This window comes from Hymenobacter telluris, assembly GCF_017313265.1.
GTDB classification, from domain to species: Bacteria; Bacteroidota; Bacteroidia; order Cytophagales; family Hymenobacteraceae; genus Hymenobacter; species Hymenobacter telluris.
This window is the reverse complement of record NZ_JAFLQZ010000025.1, coordinates 1-16,033: the sequence shown is the minus strand read 5'-3', so window position 1 is coordinate 16,033 and position 16,033 is coordinate 1. Positions and strand designations below refer to the sequence as shown.

The 16,033-nt window shown below is 56.9% G+C and carries 13 protein-coding genes; 8 read left to right on the top strand and 5 right to left on the bottom strand.

Going from position 1 to position 16,033, the window contains the following annotated elements:
• Positions 1-11 precede the first annotated feature (11 nt).
• Together J0X19_RS23020 and J0X19_RS23015 are read left to right on the top strand one after the other, a co-directional pair.
• Positions 12-2,129: an ATP-dependent DNA helicase gene (locus J0X19_RS23020; protein ID WP_206986771.1), complete on the top strand. Its 2,118-nt coding sequence runs from the start codon at positions 12-14 to the stop codon at positions 2,127-2,129.
• A gap of 15 nt (positions 2,130-2,144) precedes the next feature.
• Positions 2,145-3,956: a DUF7017 domain-containing protein gene (locus J0X19_RS23015; RefSeq protein ID WP_206986770.1), complete on the top strand. Its 1,812-nt coding sequence runs from the start codon at positions 2,145-2,147 to the stop codon at positions 3,954-3,956.
• A gap of 540 nt (positions 3,957-4,496) precedes the next feature.
• Here J0X19_RS23015 and J0X19_RS23010 read toward each other — a convergent pair.
• From J0X19_RS23010 to J0X19_RS23000, 3 genes are all read right to left on the bottom strand, one after another.
• Positions 4,497-5,606: a Fic family protein gene (locus J0X19_RS23010; protein ID WP_206986769.1), complete on the bottom strand. Its 1,110-nt coding sequence runs from the start codon at positions 5,604-5,606 to the stop codon at positions 4,497-4,499.
• Between the two features lie 596 nt (positions 5,607-6,202).
• Entirely contained in the window at positions 6,203-6,472 is a 270-nt protein-coding gene (locus J0X19_RS23005) for a hypothetical protein (protein ID WP_206986768.1), read from the bottom strand.
• 1,056 nt (positions 6,473-7,528) lie between these two features.
• Complete coding sequence (locus tag J0X19_RS23000; protein WP_206986767.1) at positions 7,529-7,705, bottom strand: hypothetical protein; 177 nt, start codon at positions 7,703-7,705, stop codon at positions 7,529-7,531.
• On the opposite strand from J0X19_RS23000, the gene J0X19_RS22995 reads away from it, so the two are divergent.
• The 5 genes from J0X19_RS22995 (at position 7,704) to J0X19_RS22975 (ending at position 11,223) form a co-directional block, all read left to right on the top strand.
• A complete protein-coding gene (locus J0X19_RS22995; RefSeq protein WP_206986766.1) occupies positions 7,704-8,030 on the top strand; it encodes a hypothetical protein in 327 nt (108 codons plus the stop codon). The genes J0X19_RS23000 and J0X19_RS22995 overlap by 2 nt on opposite strands.
• A gap of 121 nt (positions 8,031-8,151) precedes the next feature.
• Positions 8,152-8,754, top strand: a complete 603-nt coding sequence (locus J0X19_RS22990; RefSeq protein ID WP_206986765.1) for a hypothetical protein — start codon at positions 8,152-8,154, stop codon at positions 8,752-8,754.
• A gap of 542 nt (positions 8,755-9,296) precedes the next feature.
• Complete coding sequence (locus J0X19_RS22985) at positions 9,297-9,515, top strand: hypothetical protein (RefSeq protein ID WP_206986764.1); 219 nt, start codon at positions 9,297-9,299, stop codon at positions 9,513-9,515.
• A gap of 393 nt (positions 9,516-9,908) precedes the next feature.
• Positions 9,909-10,778 carry a ParA family protein gene (locus J0X19_RS22980; protein ID WP_206986763.1) on the top strand — a complete coding sequence of 290 codons (870 nt, stop codon included), beginning with the start codon at positions 9,909-9,911 and terminating at the stop codon, positions 10,776-10,778.
• A complete protein-coding gene (locus tag J0X19_RS22975; RefSeq protein WP_206986762.1) occupies positions 10,768-11,223 on the top strand; it encodes a hypothetical protein in 456 nt (151 codons plus the stop codon). The genes J0X19_RS22980 and J0X19_RS22975 overlap by 11 nt, the downstream gene beginning before the upstream one ends.
• A 199-nt stretch (positions 11,224-11,422) precedes the next feature.
• Here J0X19_RS22975 and J0X19_RS22970 read toward each other — a convergent pair whose 3' ends face one another.
• A complete protein-coding gene (locus J0X19_RS22970) occupies positions 11,423-12,700 on the bottom strand; it encodes a type II toxin-antitoxin system HipA family toxin (RefSeq protein WP_206986761.1) in 1,278 nt (425 codons plus the stop codon).
• Positions 12,701-12,704: 4 nt separating this feature from the next.
• On the bottom strand, positions 12,705-13,028 hold the full coding sequence (locus J0X19_RS22965) for a helix-turn-helix transcriptional regulator (RefSeq protein ID WP_206986760.1): 324 nt from the start codon (positions 13,026-13,028) through the stop codon (positions 12,705-12,707).
• Between the two features lie 656 nt (positions 13,029-13,684).
• Here J0X19_RS22965 and J0X19_RS22960 point away from each other — a divergent pair.
• Positions 13,685-14,020, top strand: coding sequence for a recombinase family protein (locus J0X19_RS22960; protein ID WP_206986759.1), 336 nt, complete (start codon positions 13,685-13,687; stop codon positions 14,018-14,020).
• The last annotated feature ends 2,013 nt before the right edge of the window (positions 14,021-16,033 follow it).

Below are 16,033 nucleotides of genomic sequence, written 5' to 3'. Positions count from 1 at the left end.
AAAGTATTAACATGAATCTCACCCGAGCCCAACAAGCCGCCCTCACATTCTTCCGCCAATTTCTGCACAACCCCAATGAACCGGTATTCCTGTTGCGAGGCTACGCGGGTACAGGAAAGACCTTTCTACTGAAGACCCTGCTGGCGGAGCTGCAGCAGCCGGCGGTACTGCTGGCGCCAACGGGCCGGGCAGCGGGCGTGCTGCGGCAGCAAACCCAACTGGAGGCCAGCACCATTCACCGGGGTATTTACGACTTCTCGCACCTGAAGCCGCTGCAAACCGGTAAGGACGATGCGGACAAGTCGTTTAAGTTCTTCTTTGGCCTGGCCAACAACGGTTATCCCGTTGGGACGGTGTTCGTGGTGGACGAGGCCTCGATGGTGGGCGACGCGTTCAGCGAGTCGGAGTTTTTCCGGCTGGGGACAGGGCATCTGCTGGCAGACCTGTTGCGCTACGTGCGGCCTACGGCTCAGAATGGCTACAAGCTGCTACTGGTGGGCGACCGGGCCCAACTGCCGCCCGTGGGTGACCGGGACTCGTGGGCATTGGACGCGGCCGAGTTGAGCCAGCGCCTGGGCGGCGCGGCCGGTGTGCCAGTGCGCGAGGTGGAGCTGACCGACGTGGTGCGTCAGCAAACCGACAGCGGCATTCTGGCCAATGCTACCATGGTGCGCGACGCCCTGCGGCGCGGGTACTTTGCCGGGCTGCGGCTGAACCGAACGGCTGATGTGCAGGATGTGGCCCCAGGGCAGCTGCTGCCGGCCTATCTGGCGGCGGGCGGTGGCCCCGATGCCGCAGACCGGGCTATTATCATCACCTACTCCAACAACCTGGCCCGGCAGTACAACGAGTTGGTGCGGGGGCATTTCTTCCCCGGACGCGCTGACGTAGCCGACAATGACCGGCTGATCATCACGCAGAACAACTACCTGAACGACGAAGAACCGATCTATAATGGGGATTTTGCTACGGTGCTGTCGGCCGGGATGCCCTACACCCGGCAGGTGCGAATCCATGTGAACAAGACGCCGGTGTACGTGCCGCTCACCTGGCGGCCGGTGCGTCTACGCTTCACCTGCCCCAATGGCAGCACCTATGCGGAAGAGCGTCTGTTGTTGGACGCCTTTCTGACCAGCCCTGACCGAGCCCTGAGTGCCAATGAGGTGAAGGCACTCTATATCGACGCCGTGCGGCGCTGCCGCGAAAAGCACAGCTTTGATGACCGGCATCCTGAGTTCAGCAATTTTCTGCGCCAGGACGCGCATTTTCACGCCCTGCGGGCCAAGTACGGCTATGCCATTACCTGCCACAAAGCCCAGGGAGGGACCTGGCACACGGCCTTTATTGATTTTGCGGGCTTCAGCGGCCGGCGCCACGCTCACTATTTTCGGTGGGTGTACACGGCGCTGACGCGGGCGAGCCGACAGGTGTACCTGCTTAATGACCAGAATTTCACGCCGTGGGAGGCCATGCGGCTGTTCGACCCGCAGGCCAAGCCGCCGCTGTCAGTTCCTGTACCGTTGTTTGCAGAGGTAGTGCGGGAGCAAACCGCGCAGTTTGACGAGCTGACCGAGCTGGAAGCCCGGCTTGGCATCCGAAGCCTGCCGAACACGCAGCTGCAGCAGGTGCGCCGGGTAGCTGCCCAGCTCACCGAAGCTGGCGCCGAGGTAGAGCAGATTGCGCCAGTGCAGTACGGCTTGCGCTACCTGCTGCGGCGTGGCAAACAGCGCGGTCAGGTGACGGTGTACTACAAGGATTCGGTGCCCTTCAGCTCGGTGCAGCCCGCCGGCCCGGCTACCGAGCTTACCCAGGAGGCGGTACAGCGGCTGCGGGAGCCCCTGCCAGCCGCCGCGTCAGCAGTGCCCGTGCATTTTGACGCCGCCACCTCACCTACTCTGGCCGCTTACCACGAGTTGTTTGCCGAAGCGGCGTCGGCGGCTGGTATCAGCATTCTGTGCGTGCGCCACAAGCCTTACGCGGAGCATTACCAACTGCAGCACGAGGCAGGCCGGGCCAACCTCATCTTCGACTACGGTAAGAAGGACTGCATCACCGGGGTGCGAGTAGACCAGCACGATTCGCCGGAGCTGCTGGGAAAACTACACTCCATCCTGCAGGCGCTGAATTAGCCTCAATCCATCACCATGCCGTCCGTTTCCGAACTCTGCCGCACCGGGCAGCTCAAAGCCGCTTTTGCTCAAGCTGAAGCTTATCTGACCGAGTACCCGACTAGTGCCATTGCTCACGCGGAAATGCACCGGGTGATGCTGGCATACTTAAAAAAAGCCACGGCGAAGGTAGATACTTCGGCGGCTATCCGGTGCCTGAGCAAGCTGGCAGATTTGGCCCTGCCGGCGCACCCCAGTCGCGACGAGCAGTTGTTTTGGGAAGTGCGGGCCTTGGTTGCCGCGCTGAGCAAGAAGCAGCCGGTGCCGGGTGAGGCAATCAGTGAGCTATTGACAGTGCTGGCTACAGTGCCCGTCGGGGCAGAACCGTCGAAGGGCCGCTCGGTGCTGCTGCAGGCGTCGTTGAAGTGCAAAGAGCACCTCCCTTTTACCTGGTGGGCGTGGTGGAATCTGGATTTGCTGCGGCCGGAGGATTTTGAGCAGGAATCGTTTACTCCACACGGAGCAAGTAAACCGGTGCACCTCCCGGCGGTGGCCGAAACTGCGTATGGCACCTACGCCGCGCAACTCATCAGCCGACTGCAGATGGGGCGGCAGCCTGGTGCACCGGCATGGCTGCAGACTACGGGCCAAGCCGTGGCCGCACAGACGCGGGCGAGTGTGGATGCACTGCTGCCGCGGTTGGAGCAGCTGGCGGCCACGTATCCGCAGTATGGCTGGTTGGATTACCGCCGGGCCAAGTTGTTGGCGGCTCTGGGCGAAGATCTGCCGACCACGCTGGCGGTGCTGCTGCCCGTGGTCCGAAGAAAAAGCAGTGAATTCTGGGCTTGGCGGCTACTGGCAGAAACCCTGGATGCAACTGACGCCGCTACCGCCACGGCCTGCTACTACCGGGCTACCACGTGCGGGGCCGAGGAAAAATTTCTGCGGGGGCTGCGGCTGACCCTGGCGAATCGACTGCAGAGAGATTTTCCAAGCGAAGCCCGCTGGCAGCTGCAGAAAGCCGAGAAAACCACGAAAGCCGAGGGCTGGCCTGTACGCGGTGAAATGCTCAGCCTGCTGGCACAGTTGGCACAGCATCCGTCAGCGCCGGCAGCGGATGCCCGCCGCCGATGGTTGGAAACCGCTGAGGCTGCCGTATATGGGGACCTACCGTGGCAGTCAGTGGTGCTGTCGTCGGTGCGGGCAGATGCACCGGATAAACCCGGCGCCATTTATCTGTTGCCACCCAGCACTGATGGATTGCCACGGTCCCTCTCGGTACCTCTGCGTCGGTTCAAGTGGGTAGCCAAGCTGCCGTTGGGTACGCCGTTGCAGGTACGCAGTGAGCTGGTGAATGGGAAACCCAGGGTACTGCAGGTACAGCAGCGCCCGGCGGGACAGGCCTGGGACTCATTGCCGCCGCTGTTGGGGGTGGTGACGGGGTGCACGCCAGATCGGGCCCGGGCCTTTGTTACGGTAAGGCCCGGGTTGCGCCTCTCGTTTGCTACCGCTGATTTCGGATTGGCAGAGCTGGGGGCTGGTGATGCCGTGCGGCTGTGGCTGCAGTCACGAATAAAAGACGGCAACACATTATATTCGGCAGTGGCCGCTGAAAAAACGACTGAGCAGCCTGAGGCAACTATTTATCGGGAATTTGCCGGGCCGCTTCAGCTGCACGCCAAGGGCTTTGGATTCGTAGATAACATTTTCCTGCCTCCGCATCTGATTACCCGGCAAGGCTGGCAGGATGGGGAGCAAATAAGTGGGCGGGCAGTGTTGAGCTATAACAAGCACAAAGAGAAGGAAGAGTGGAATGTGCTCGTATCCTCAGATAGAATTGCTAAATGACTAATACTTCTTTAAAGAAATATTAGCAGCATGGCTAAGAAACTATCTTTATGATAAATTTTTCAATGCTTAATAAGGAACGATAAGTAAACCTTATCAGTCCTTATGATTTTCACCCTGCATAGGTAATTGTACTCCGCAAGTGAGGATGGTTGCATCACCTATGTTAAGAGACCCCTCGTTTGTTTTACATAGGTCAAGATCATATGTAAAGAAAAATCAAGTTTCTTTACATAGCTAGCTTGCATCCCTTCCTGGCTATTTCTTATTCTGCGCGCAAACAAACTGGCAACCTCAAGTTACTACGTAAATCAGCCGCTGTTTGAACTTCTCTCACGATTAGGTTAAGGTCTAGAATCTTAGTTGAGCTAACTAAGAGAGAGCAGGCTGACGTAAAACTTAGCAAGCTTGCTGCTGCAAGAACCACTGGGATTAAGTAGGTTCCGATAAGGAAACGTTATCGAAACCTATGCTGCCACGCTAGTGTACAGTCGGAAACGGCCGCGCAACCTTTCGGGTGTAATCGCGCGCTACTGCGTCTTACTCCAGCGGCGCCAACCGGTAACCCGTACTACGGCCGCCCGCGCTTTCTTTCAGCAGGATGCCTTTGCTGATCAGGTCGGCAATATCGCGGCCGGCCGTATCCTGAGAGCACTTGGCCATGCGGGCCCACTTGCTGGTGGTAAGCTTGCCTTCAAAGCCATTCAGTAAGCGCTGCACCAGCAGCCGTTGCCTCTCGGTCAACGGCGTCAAGCGATGCCGCTCCCAGAACCGAGCCTTGACCATCACTTGCCCTAATGTGTGCTCTGCCCGAGTCAACGCCCGGCCCAGGCATTGCAGAAACCAGGTAAGCCACGGCGTTATATCCAGGGTACCCCGCTGACTTGTTTCCAGCAGGTCGTAATACGTCTGGCGTTCGGCCTGAATCTGCGCCGACATACTGTACCCGCGCGGGGCCATACCATCTGCCCGCGTCAATTGCAGATCGGCAATGGCGCGGGCGATGCGTCCGTTGCCGTCGTCGAAGGGGTGAATGGTGACAAACCAGAAGTGGGCCACGGCGGCTTTCAGCACAGGGTCTAAGTCTGCCGGCGCGTTAAACCATTCAAGGAACCGGTGCATCTCGGCGTCCAGCTCCTCTGCGGCCGGGGCTTCAAAGTGTACCCACTCACGGCCTAAGGGACCGGACACGACCTGCATGGGTCCGGTGCGCCACGCTCCTACGCGCACCGCGTACATACCACTGTACCCAGTGGGGAACAACGCGTGGTGCCAGCCAAATAAGCGTTCGGCCGTTAACGGTGCTTGCGCCCGTTGCGTCGCATCTAGCATCATTGCGACAACACCTTCCACCCTTCGGTCTATCGGAGGTAACCCCGCTTGGTTCAAGCCCAAACGGTATGCCAAGGAAGAGCGCACGGACTCAGGTGGGAGCACTTCCCCTTCAATTTCGCTGGACTTGAGCACATCCAGCGCCAGCGACTCCAAGGTAGCTTCGGCGCGTAGCTCAAGACCAAGCGCTTCCAAGCGACCAAGCAGGTGCCCTTGTTGGTGGCGCACTGTGCCCAGGGTTGATTCCAGCGTAGCATGGTCCCAATGAAAGTGAGGCCAGCTTGGGAGTTGATGAATAAATAAGCTGATTCTCCGCATAATGTGCGGTGAATATACAGGTTATTCTCCGCTCAGATTCATACCCCGCGCGACTTTGTGCAAGCATTTTGCTGTCGTGAATGATACTCATGCTTATTGTACAGTTACCCAAAGCATGAGGAGCGGTCAACAGCAACTAAAGAATGATAATTGAGCATTATCAGCCCTTATGCTAAGCATTAAACATATCGCTGTGCTGACACCAAGGTTTGGTTGTTCAAACGAGTCAAGGCCCCAGCGGCTATTACAAATACCTCTGGTCCCCAGGCGCGGCCTATAGAACTCGCGCAGCAGATGTAGGCCCTACATGAGGCTGTGCAGCAAGCCGGACAGTAAATGGATTTGGAGCAAGTAGCAGCATACTTCCGTCGAACCCGCCCCGAGAAGGTCTGGCCTCTATTCGATACTCTCACGGCCTTATCCTTACTGTGCTTGACGGATAACGGCTATACTTTCTAACTAGCACAGAACAGCTGGGTGCCCCAATACTTGCTTGTGATACTATCGCTTACGCAAGCAGCTGGTGGGCACCCAGCATGTTTTTGGCCCGACAGGGCCACTTTCTTTAAGTACTTCTAGGTCAGAAAAATATCTCTTTATGAGGTCGGCTGCGCGTCCAGGCCGGAGCGGTGGCTGATGACGGGGTCGGGATAGAGGTGGCTAAGTAGTGGCAGCCAGTGTCGGCGCACGAGCAGGGCTGGATCCGTAGTTAAGTCGGAGGTATACACCCGCGGCAGGAGTTCTCGCAACTCCCCGGCCCGGCGGGCCTGTTGAATGCGGCGGCTGGTGGCTTTATTCGAGGTGTCAAAGACCAGCAGCAGCCAGGGGCTCCTTTTTCCATTACGGTCGCCATGCTGGCAAAACATGGAATATATTTTCTAATAAGGAGTTAAAACTGACGAATAATTTCCATTAATGCTCTTAACAGTTCGGTCCATGTTCGAATCGAAGGGATGTTGAGTAATAGATAGCAGCCCCTCATCGTAATAACGATTCTGATGCGGCTCCGCTAACCAGTATACAGTATCTGGTACTGCTGCCTCCGCCACTGTATTTCAATAATGGTGGAGGAAGTGGGAAGCTATTTGAGCGGACAGTAAAGCTCCGCGTAACTTATAGACTTCCGTATAGTGGGCTATTGATACCCTGTTCACTTTGGTCACGAGTTGGCCTATTGCCAGTATTAAAGCGGCTAGAGGTTGATGACCGGGTACGACCCAATACTGGCCAGGGCCTGTATTCTGCTGTTCACTACTGTGAAGATCAAGTCGGAATTCTTAAACGCATCGTCGTCTCAACGCCATCTACCGAATGACGGCCTGTTGGATTTGCTAGCCACACCAGAAGGAAGTGCTGCATAATGTCTACTTAAAAGGGAAAGCAATTCTTCTTCTCTTTCGAGTTGCAAGCAATTGGCAAAGCCGTTGCGGGACTGTCAGTGCTAAGTATTTTCATTCGTTCTATTCAGATTATACCCAGCCGTCGAGCTTCATCCTTAATGAGTAGTCGAACTAGGGCAGAGAAACCCAGACCGCGCTCTTTCGCTACTTTCTCAGCCAACTCCTTCTCTTCAACAGTTACCTCTAAGCCTACTTGCTTTTTACCCGTACGCTCGGTCTTCTCCTTTTTCATTGGGTAAAGATAAAATCTCTAACGAGCCAGTATCAATACATTTTAGGTGTTTTAGTATAAATAAGCTTGTTGTACCATAAAAGTATTGATACTTTTATGGTACTCAGATTGAGTAACCAACTTGTAGTAAGCAAAAAGAGGCCAGTCGCTTGGAACGACTGACCTCCGATATAGCACCTGTTACTAGCAGGCACTACAAGTTGGGTCATTGCAAACCCTACGTACCCCAAAATTACATGGAAAATCATGTAACCGGGCACTGTGTGCTTGGCGAACTCCGTCATGCCCTGTCAGCCGTCCTTTTCGGCAACCCGCTCCTTTTGCCCCAGGAGCAACTGCTCGCCAACCACCGCATCCATGAATGCGAGGATGCCGGGCAACTTACCCGCTGGCTGACCAACATTCCGACGGCCCTCGCTGGTCGCCAACTGGCCAGTTCCCCTATAACCATTTTGCAAGTTGGCCATGTGGTATAGCAAGCAGCTGCGGCAGGTGCGCCGCGCCCGCAAAGCCGTCCGGGCGCAGCAGCAGCAACTCCTGGCCATGGAACTGGAGGGAATCGTGGCCCTCACTCTGCACTCCGTTACCCAGTCGCTGACTGTGGCTACGGAACGGGAAGCGGGCGTGCAGGTCATCGACCTGCTCGGCCAAGCCCTGCGCGAGCGCCGCCAGCTTCTGCAGAAGGAAGCCCGGCAGTTGCGGCAGGATTGGCAGGAAAGCGAACGGCTACGGGCCCCCAAAGGGCAGCCCCTCCCCGACCAGCCCCCGGCCAGCGAAACCCCCGCGCCCTAGCGCCTTCCGCCGCCCGTTTCGTCCCGTGCCTTCCGCACCTCCAAGGGCTGCGCATTGCGCCCGCTTGCCCTTTTCGATAGCTATTCCCTCCCGTTCGCTCTTCCCGCGTCCCCTCCTTGCTATGGCTGATTGTTCCCCTTTTTCTGCCCCACCGCCCGGCGTGTGCCTCCCCTACCACCAAGCCACAGCCACCCAGCGGGCCTTGGCCTTGGCCTACCTGCGTGACCGCCTCGGGCAGCACTTCCCCACCCTATGGTCCAGCACCTGGTCCCAGGCCCTGGCCGAATTCCAACCCGACCTGTGGCTCACCGGCGCAGCAGTCGTACTCGCTTATCAGGACCTGACGCAACTCGCCCAGCATCTGGCCGCGGCCCCGGAGCTTCCCATGCTGGACCCACCCGTCTATGGGCTGCCGGCCCTGCAGCTGGCCCAACACCGCCTGCAGATTAGCGAGCTGGCGGCGTGGGTAGTGCCCGAAGTAGCCGCCACCGCCACCTGCGGTCCCCGGCTCTATGCGTTGCTCCGCCACGTAACGCGCCCCAGCCCACTCGCTGAGCAGGTGGTGCAGGCCTGGTGCTGGAACTTGGCCAGTGCGCCTGCCTTGCTCCCGGGCATTCCCGGGGGCGGGTCCGTGCCGGGGACTGCCGAGGTCGAGCAGTTGCTGGGTCGTCTCCGGCCTTCCGAAAAACCTCATGCCGGCGAAGCCCCGGCGGATGCTTGTTAGCTCCCAGTCATTCCCGTTTTGTCCGGCGACCGGCCGGTCGCCGGACAAAACCGTCGGATTAGTTGTGTCGCTGACTGGTAGTTACTCCGCGGCGGAACGCGGTGGCATCGAAAACTCAGCAGCCCGCTGAGCGTCAGTTCCAGCCCCTGCGCCAGTGAGGTCAGCACGTCCAGCTTCACTGGGTAGCAGGCCGTCTCCAAGCGGTAAAAGGTCGGCTTGGATACGTCAGCCAGCGCCTTTGGCCAGACCCGCGCCTCGCGTACCCGGCGTAGGGGCTGGCCAAAGCCTTGCAAAACCAACTTGTTTTCCCCCCGGCAAGCTGAAATCAAAGCGCACCCACCGGCCTGCGACCCCGCAGTCTACCAAGTAGTGTGGACCTGACGCTGGTCCGGGTCGGGCCGTTAGCAGCGGCCACCCCCTATACGGCACGTGCGGTGGTCGCCTAGTAACCGCCCCCTGCTGGTCACCCGGGCCGGGAAATGCCTTTTCTTTCCTGTTCACCCCTTTTTCTCCTCTTTCCAGCTCATGCCCCGCTCTTTTCGTTGCGTCCTCCCTCCTCCCCCACCGCGCTCATAGTCCTCCCCAGCGAGCTGCTGGCCGAGTATTCGTCGCCGAGTTCGGCCACTACGACGGACCCGCCCAGTCCCCCATTAGTTGCCTCTGCGCTGGCGGCCAAAGTTGATTCGCTCAACGGTATCCCCGGCCACCTGTTTAAAGAGCCGCTGAGTGCCTTCCCTGGCCTAGCGTTGAGCCCCAACTAAGGGCCGAGCCCCGGACGTATCCCTACTTATCGGCATACCTACTCGTTACCACGTCCCGATCCAGGCGGCGGATTACTAGCGCTGCTGCCTAGTGTTTTCCGAAACCCTCGGCCAAACCATAGGCTGTTATGTGTTTTTAAATCAAGATGTTAACTCTTAATACGCAATAGCATACTAACGTTTATACGTATAAACGTTAGTATGCTATTGCGTGATTATGCTTGTATGTTTTAATGCTATTACATACAAGCGTTATCACGTATAAATGTGTATACGTGATAATGTAACAGCAGTTAAATGTTGCTACGCACGAACGTCAGTATATAAAAACGTATTAACGCCCCAATGTTGTTACGTATAAACGTAAGTATATAAAAACTTATTAGCGTTTCAATGCCTATACATATCAACGTAGTTACAGTTAAACGTAAAAGTGCTTACTTGCGCTCGTTCACCTTTTGGTACCAATACATGCAAACACTATGCTTTTCCAATAACAAGGGGGGGGTAGGCAAAACTACTTCAGCCCTGAACGTAGGTTTAGCTTTAGCCCGCCGGGGACACCGGGTGTTGTTCTGTGACTGTGATCCGCAGCGCAGCCTGACCATCTCATTTGAGGGAGCTGACATTCCTGAACACGTGGGGATGCTGCTTATGCGCAAAGGAGAGTTTAGTCTGGACGATATCCATGCTGTTATTCGCCCGGTAGGTGAAAACATGGACTTATTGCCTGCCAGTGGAGAAATGGAAGCCAATGAAGCGCAGCTACCTGGATGGGATGCTGAGCATTCCACCCGGCTGGCCGACATACTCGAGATGGTAGCTCCGGAATATGATTACTGCGTTATTGATACGAAAGGCAGTATTGGCACCTTGACCTGGATTGCTCTTTCGGCCAGCAATCTGCTTTATATTCCCGTTGATCCGGAATTCTACGGGTTCGAAGGATTAACCAACCTTATCAATACCTGCACTCGACTAAGACGTCGGATTAACCCTAATCTGCGTATTGGGGGAATTTTCTTTACGAAGTATTCTCCCACTTACCGCTCCCGGCTCCGCCACGACGTGGTAGACCTTATCAAAGAACACTACGGTAAGGACGTACCGGTATTCGAGACGACTATCCGCCAGAGTACGGCTATCCCCAATTCCCAGATGGCAGGTACTGGTCTTTTTGACTATGCCCCGGATTCCACTGGCGCCGAAGATTACGAAGCTTTAACCACCGAAATCCTACATCATCTGTCGCATGGCCACTAACTCTCCAAAGATTCCGTCACGGCCGGCGCTGGCTCGCTACAAAGACAAGCCGCGTCCAACCCTCTCTGAGAATCCGGCGGGCACACCGCCACCAGTGCCCGTAATTGAAGGTATTATCGATGTAGAGCCTACTGCTGCTATACCCAAAGCACACTCAGAAAAAGCGTTGCCGGAAGGGGTAGGAGGGAAGCCAAAAGCGGACGATGCTGCTCTTGCGCCAGAAGTCCCGGAGCAAGTGCCATTCAACTCGCAAATTCGCTTCCAAACGTATTTACGCATCAAACAGGCCCAGTTTTATGACCGAGTGAAGATCAAGGACCTGACGGACGAAGCGCTTAATTATTACCTCGACCAATTTGAAGGAGCTAACACGCCACTACCGCCGAAGGTGCTACAAGAGGTTCTTAACCAGGGAAAAATCAAGGGCTACAAGAAGCGAGGCTAACCTGGTTGCCCATGTAGCAACGCTTTCTACGGGCCTGGGATTATGCCGACGAGCAGTTTGACATCTTCCCCGAGCTAGAATACGAGGCATACAAGCAGGGGTGCTTGGCAACGTATGCGGTGCCGGGCTAGCGTTAGCTGCCTGTGGCCCTCGTGCATACAAGCGGCCGGTGGGCTATCCACCTAAGCTACAGTCTAAGCTACTGTGCCGCCTCGAAGGCGCCCGCCATCAACTCCTGCTCGGTGCGCGAGAGCTGGTACCGGCTGGCCACGTCCGGCCATTGCCGCACTGCGGCCACGACCTGCGCGAGCACCGTCTCAGCCTGTGCGGCCGACAGGCGGAAGTAGGGCGCGACCTCCCGGGCCAAGTCGAGGTTCAGCGCATTGTCGGTTTCAGAGATGTTGAGCTTGAGGCCCTGCCCGTAGCGGATGGGATTCAGGTCGAACGCCGGCGAGAGGCGCCAGCCTTGGTGCGTGAGCAGAAAGCCGTGGTTGCGCAGGTGGTCGTCGGTGTTCGAGACGCAGATGTTGAACACGATGCGCCGCCAGAGCTCGGTCAGGTCTTCGGCCACCTGGGCGCCCTGCTGGATGAGCAGGCCCGCCAGCTCCAGGTAGCTGGCCCCGTCCTGGTGGTCCGTGCCGTCCTGATAGCCCAGCAGGGTCATGGCTGAGGCGAAGTGCCGCCGCTCGCCGGTGGCCGTGCGGTCAAAGCGCTGGGAGAGGAAGGTGTGGTGGCGGCTGTTGAAGCGCTGGGCCCGGCCGGTGGCCACCTGTAGGCCGGCGGCCTGGGCCAACTCGTTCACCACAGCTTCCCACGCGCCGACGTCGTGCTCGTCCTGCCCGCTGGGAAACTTGGCAATCCAGAGCTGCCCGTGCTCGTCCACCACGCTGGCCTTAGGGCGCGCACCGCCCAGCGAGGAGCCGGGGGCGACCAGCATAAACAGCCACTTGAGGTAGTCCGGGTCCTGGGGCGCGTCCATCCGCTCCAACTGCAGGCTGGCGTATTCCAACTCCCGCAGCGACGTCCACGGCGGGGCGGCCATGGCCCGGTTGTCGTTGAGGAACGAGCCCGTCGGGTCGGTTTTGAAGCGCAGCCCGCCCATGCGGTGGCCATCGAAGACCCCCAGCAGGTAGTCCGACTCGAGCAGTGGCCGCTCACGGCGCTCCTCCTGCCGGGCCAGGGCGGCCTCGCGCCGGCGCATGAGCAGCCGCCCCCAGCGGTCGGGCGAAGAATCCAGAAAGAGGCCGAAGTTGGATTGGTCTTCCGGCAGGTACTGCGGGCCGGCAAACAACTGCAGCGCGGGGTCCAGCACCTGGGCCTGCGGCAGGGCCAGCCACTGCGCGTCATAAGAGAAGGAAAAAATCTCCTTGCCCCGCACCGGCACGGCCGAGAGGGTGCCCATCAGCCGTGGCCCATCGGCCAGGCCCTGCCAGTCGGCGTACACGTAGAGCTGGCGGCGTGCAGCGGTTTTGGCCATGGAACTACTCGCCAGAAGAATGTTTCGGGGCCCGGGCGCTAACCACCAGCTCGGCATCCTGCAGCTTGCGGCCCAGCACGTCGTCAGCCGCCAGCTGGAGCAGCGTTTTTTCCAAGCCCAGCACAAACAGCACCTGCAGGTACGCGCCCATGCTCACCGTGGAAGCGCCCTGCTCGATGGCGTGCAGGGTGTTGCGGCTGATGGCCGCGCGCTCCGCCACGCGGGCCGCGCTGAGCTTGCGGCGCAGGCGGGCCAGGCGGATATTTTCCCCCATTTGCGTCAGCAACTGTTGCAAACGCGGTAAAAGGACGACTGGGTCTTTGGGCATAGTGCGCAATATAATGAGCAATTATACGCTTCTTTGCCCAATTTATTGCGCATTATACCGCAAGAAGGTTGGCTGTGATTATTCATGGGTTGGATTCTAGCACAGACTTTAGCCTTAGCTTTGACCGCTGAGTGCCCCTTTCATTAACCTTTAACTTCCTTTTTTAGTGGAATAACTGACCAAGTACAACGGTGCGGTCTTTTTTGTGGACCTGCTAGGAATGGGAGCGTTAACAAAGGATGTAGTGCAATAAGAACCCCTTTATTGGAGCCGTTTAACGAAGCGGTAGAGATGCTTCGGCAAGCTCAGCATGACGGTCTAATAGTAACTCAAACAACTTCTTAGCTATTGAGAATGCCAAGTAAAAGCCATCAAGCACGTCTATGTGTTTGGTGGCTTTCGTATTAAGAACAATAGCAAATCGTTGATACTCTCAATAAGGCTGGCTACCGCACCTGAGTGGAGCTCAGCCGTCTTTAAGGTATTGTGCCTAATTCAAGAGAAGAAAAACCAACCCACTGTACGTCAAGCAAGGCCAGTCCGGCCTGGGCCTCGAAGTTCAGTGGGCGGCCGTACACGCCCTTGCGCTCCAGCTAGGCCAGCTGCTGGCTAAGTTTGTAGAAGTGGAGAGCGGCAAAAACAACCGACGACCTTAGTTGCTAGCCGCCATCGTTGCCGGGCGTCAGCTCCAAGCAACTCTGCTCATCGCCAAACCCGAGCAACTCATTCGCAATGCGGGCTTTATTCCTGCGCTTCGGGACCGTGGGGTGGATTTCGTCTGCTGTGACATGCCAGGTACCAACACGCTGACCGTCGGCATTTTTGCCCTCATCGTCCAGCATGCGCGTGAAACCATCTCCCAACGTACCAAGGCGGCGCTCGCTGTCAAGAGGGTCCGAGAGGAACTGAGTGGAGCCCATGCGAAACTGACGCCGAACCTTATTGCCAAGAGCTTGCAGGTACGTCAAGCTAATGCCGACAACCACCCATAGAATCGACAGGCTGACCGATTGGTGGTCTCATCACACAAACAGGGGCTTTCCTTGCAGCGAATGCCATGGAACTTAGTGAAGCCAGTTTTCGCACCCGCCGCTGACAAGCCTAGCTTAAAACGTCCGTGCTGCGACTACAACGTTGGGCAAAAGGCTGACTTGGAAGTCGCAGCAGTAGTAGAAAATGGGATGCCTTTAGCTAACGTAAAATGCAGGCTTCGACTCCAGGTCCTGTAGCTGATAGCAGGGATGGGAAAATTTATAAAATCTATTGAATATCATGGCTTTATACTCAAAATCCAGACCTGTTTTTATTGATAATATTAATACAGTGGGGTTAAATAGCCTGTTAGCCATAAACACTAATAAGCGTGAAAAAGCCCATAATCACAGTCTTTAAAACTGCCTTATAGCAAGTCCACGAGTCAATCTGTAGGTATTGAAAAGGTCTTACTCAACAGGTAAGTAACTAAAGCGAGCGATGCGAATGGCTGGAGTCTACCACGTAAGAAAAGGCCTTTTTAGTCGCTACAATGAACGATCAGTCTTTGAGTGGCTATAGGTGCCCGTTTCAATGCACATCGTTCAACAGAGAGGCTGAAGCCGCAGCAATAAGGCGTTAAACAACCAAGTCTTTCCTATCTGCTCCGGAACAGTCCGCATACTTGGCAGGCAGCCGCAAAATGTCAGCGGTCCCAGCTGGCATTTTACGTCTGTCTTGCAGAGCAGGTAAGATTCGCTAGGTGCCCCTTTCTTAGCTTGAAGTTAAGACAAGTCACAAGGGCTTGTAGAGCCCCCATCCTTGATCGATTCGCGTCAGGTGAACGTCTGGGTGTGCATACGTTCCGTACGCGTGGGTCTCCTGACTACGAAAGAGTATGCAGCCGTAACTCCTTGCTGGGACGTCAAGAGGCGTATGCTATTTTGCACGAAGCGGCCTTACTCATTACCAGGGTGGTTCTATCATGTTGGGGTAGAATCGTCACGAGAGCAGCTGTACTTGCCAAAGCCAAGCGTGGTTGAAGTAATTAACAACCAACAGACCACAGGTAGTTGAGAAGATAATAAAGCGGCTGAAGTTGCAGCAGTGCAGCAGTCAGAGGTCGCGCGCGCAGGAGCGCGCACCCATACACGGGGGCGGACACGTACGCACGCAAGGCACTACCAGAAAAGATTGTTTGCCCTAGGTTGCGGGCAGTCGTGGTAAGGGCAGCAAATGAATTTCCTCTGTCCCTACGGCACCTGATGAAGCGGCTGAGCCATTGTTGGAGACGCGAGTTGGCGCAGACATTATCGAGTCCGGTTTTGTGTGCTGGTTGGCTGGCAGCATCGACTCGTATGCGGAAGGGCACGAGTAGGCTGGCCGGCATGGGAATGCGCTGTGGGCCGGTAGGCCAGTAGCAAGCATGTCGGCGTACATCTGTTTCTGTTGTGGCTGGTCATCCGACGAAAGCTGGCAAGGCTGGCTAGGGTGGAGGGTAGCGAGAAGGGGAGCCAGCTTCACTGGTAGAAGGGGGTTAGGGTAAGTAGGGCATGCGAGCAAGGGCGCTCAGGCGCCTGCACGTATGCATGTGCGCGCAGGCACGCTCGCCTACGTACATGCGCGTGGGAGCGGGCGTGAGGGGTGAGTAGCCAGGAGAGGGGGAATGATAAACACTGCTTTGCCCCTAAATGGCCAGGCGGGGCGAAATCAACGATTGGGCATTGAAGGCATTACGGGCAAGCACACACCGGCGCAGACACACGTACACCGGGGCATACGCGCAGACAGGAGGCAGACCAGGAAAGGGACAGTCGTGATCCAGCTCGCAGGTAACTAGGTTCCGGGTCTACTGGGGCAATCAGGGACCCGCACGAAACAGCAGCAACTGTAGCCGCCACAGAAACTTAGCGCTCTGAAGAATCTGTGGAAATCACAGAAACCCAGATGACGGACTGAGGTGGTCTAGCCGAAACGGACAGCGAGAAGTCTTAACTTCCGCTGCTCATGACCGACAAAAAACTAGTTGACGG

Excerpts from the sequence above, each read along its gene's own strand:
- J0X19_RS23020 (WP_206986771.1), top strand. The coding sequence starts at position 12 with ATGAATCTCACCCGAGCCCAACAAGCCGCCCTCACATTCTTCCGCCAA.
- J0X19_RS23015 (WP_206986770.1), top strand. The coding sequence starts at position 2,145 with ATGCCGTCCGTTTCCGAACTCTGCCGCACCGGGCAGCTCAAAGCCGCT.
- J0X19_RS23010 (WP_206986769.1), bottom strand. The coding sequence starts at position 5,606 with ATGCGGAGAATCAGCTTATTTATTCATCAACTCCCAAGCTGGCCTCAC.
- J0X19_RS23005 (WP_206986768.1), bottom strand. The coding sequence starts at position 6,472 with ATGTTTTGCCAGCATGGCGACCGTAATGGAAAAAGGAGCCCCTGGCTG.
- J0X19_RS22995 (WP_206986766.1), top strand. The coding sequence starts at position 7,704 with ATGTGGTATAGCAAGCAGCTGCGGCAGGTGCGCCGCGCCCGCAAAGCC.
- J0X19_RS23000 (WP_206986767.1), bottom strand. The coding sequence starts at position 7,705 with ATGGCCAACTTGCAAAATGGTTATAGGGGAACTGGCCAGTTGGCGACC.
- J0X19_RS22990 (WP_206986765.1), top strand. The coding sequence starts at position 8,152 with ATGGCTGATTGTTCCCCTTTTTCTGCCCCACCGCCCGGCGTGTGCCTC.
- J0X19_RS22980 (WP_206986763.1), top strand. The coding sequence starts at position 9,909 with ATGCCTATACATATCAACGTAGTTACAGTTAAACGTAAAAGTGCTTAC.
- J0X19_RS22975 (WP_206986762.1), top strand. The coding sequence starts at position 10,768 with ATGGCCACTAACTCTCCAAAGATTCCGTCACGGCCGGCGCTGGCTCGC.
- J0X19_RS22970 (WP_206986761.1), bottom strand. The coding sequence starts at position 12,700 with ATGGCCAAAACCGCTGCACGCCGCCAGCTCTACGTGTACGCCGACTGG.
- J0X19_RS22965 (WP_206986760.1), bottom strand. The coding sequence starts at position 13,028 with ATGCCCAAAGACCCAGTCGTCCTTTTACCGCGTTTGCAACAGTTGCTG.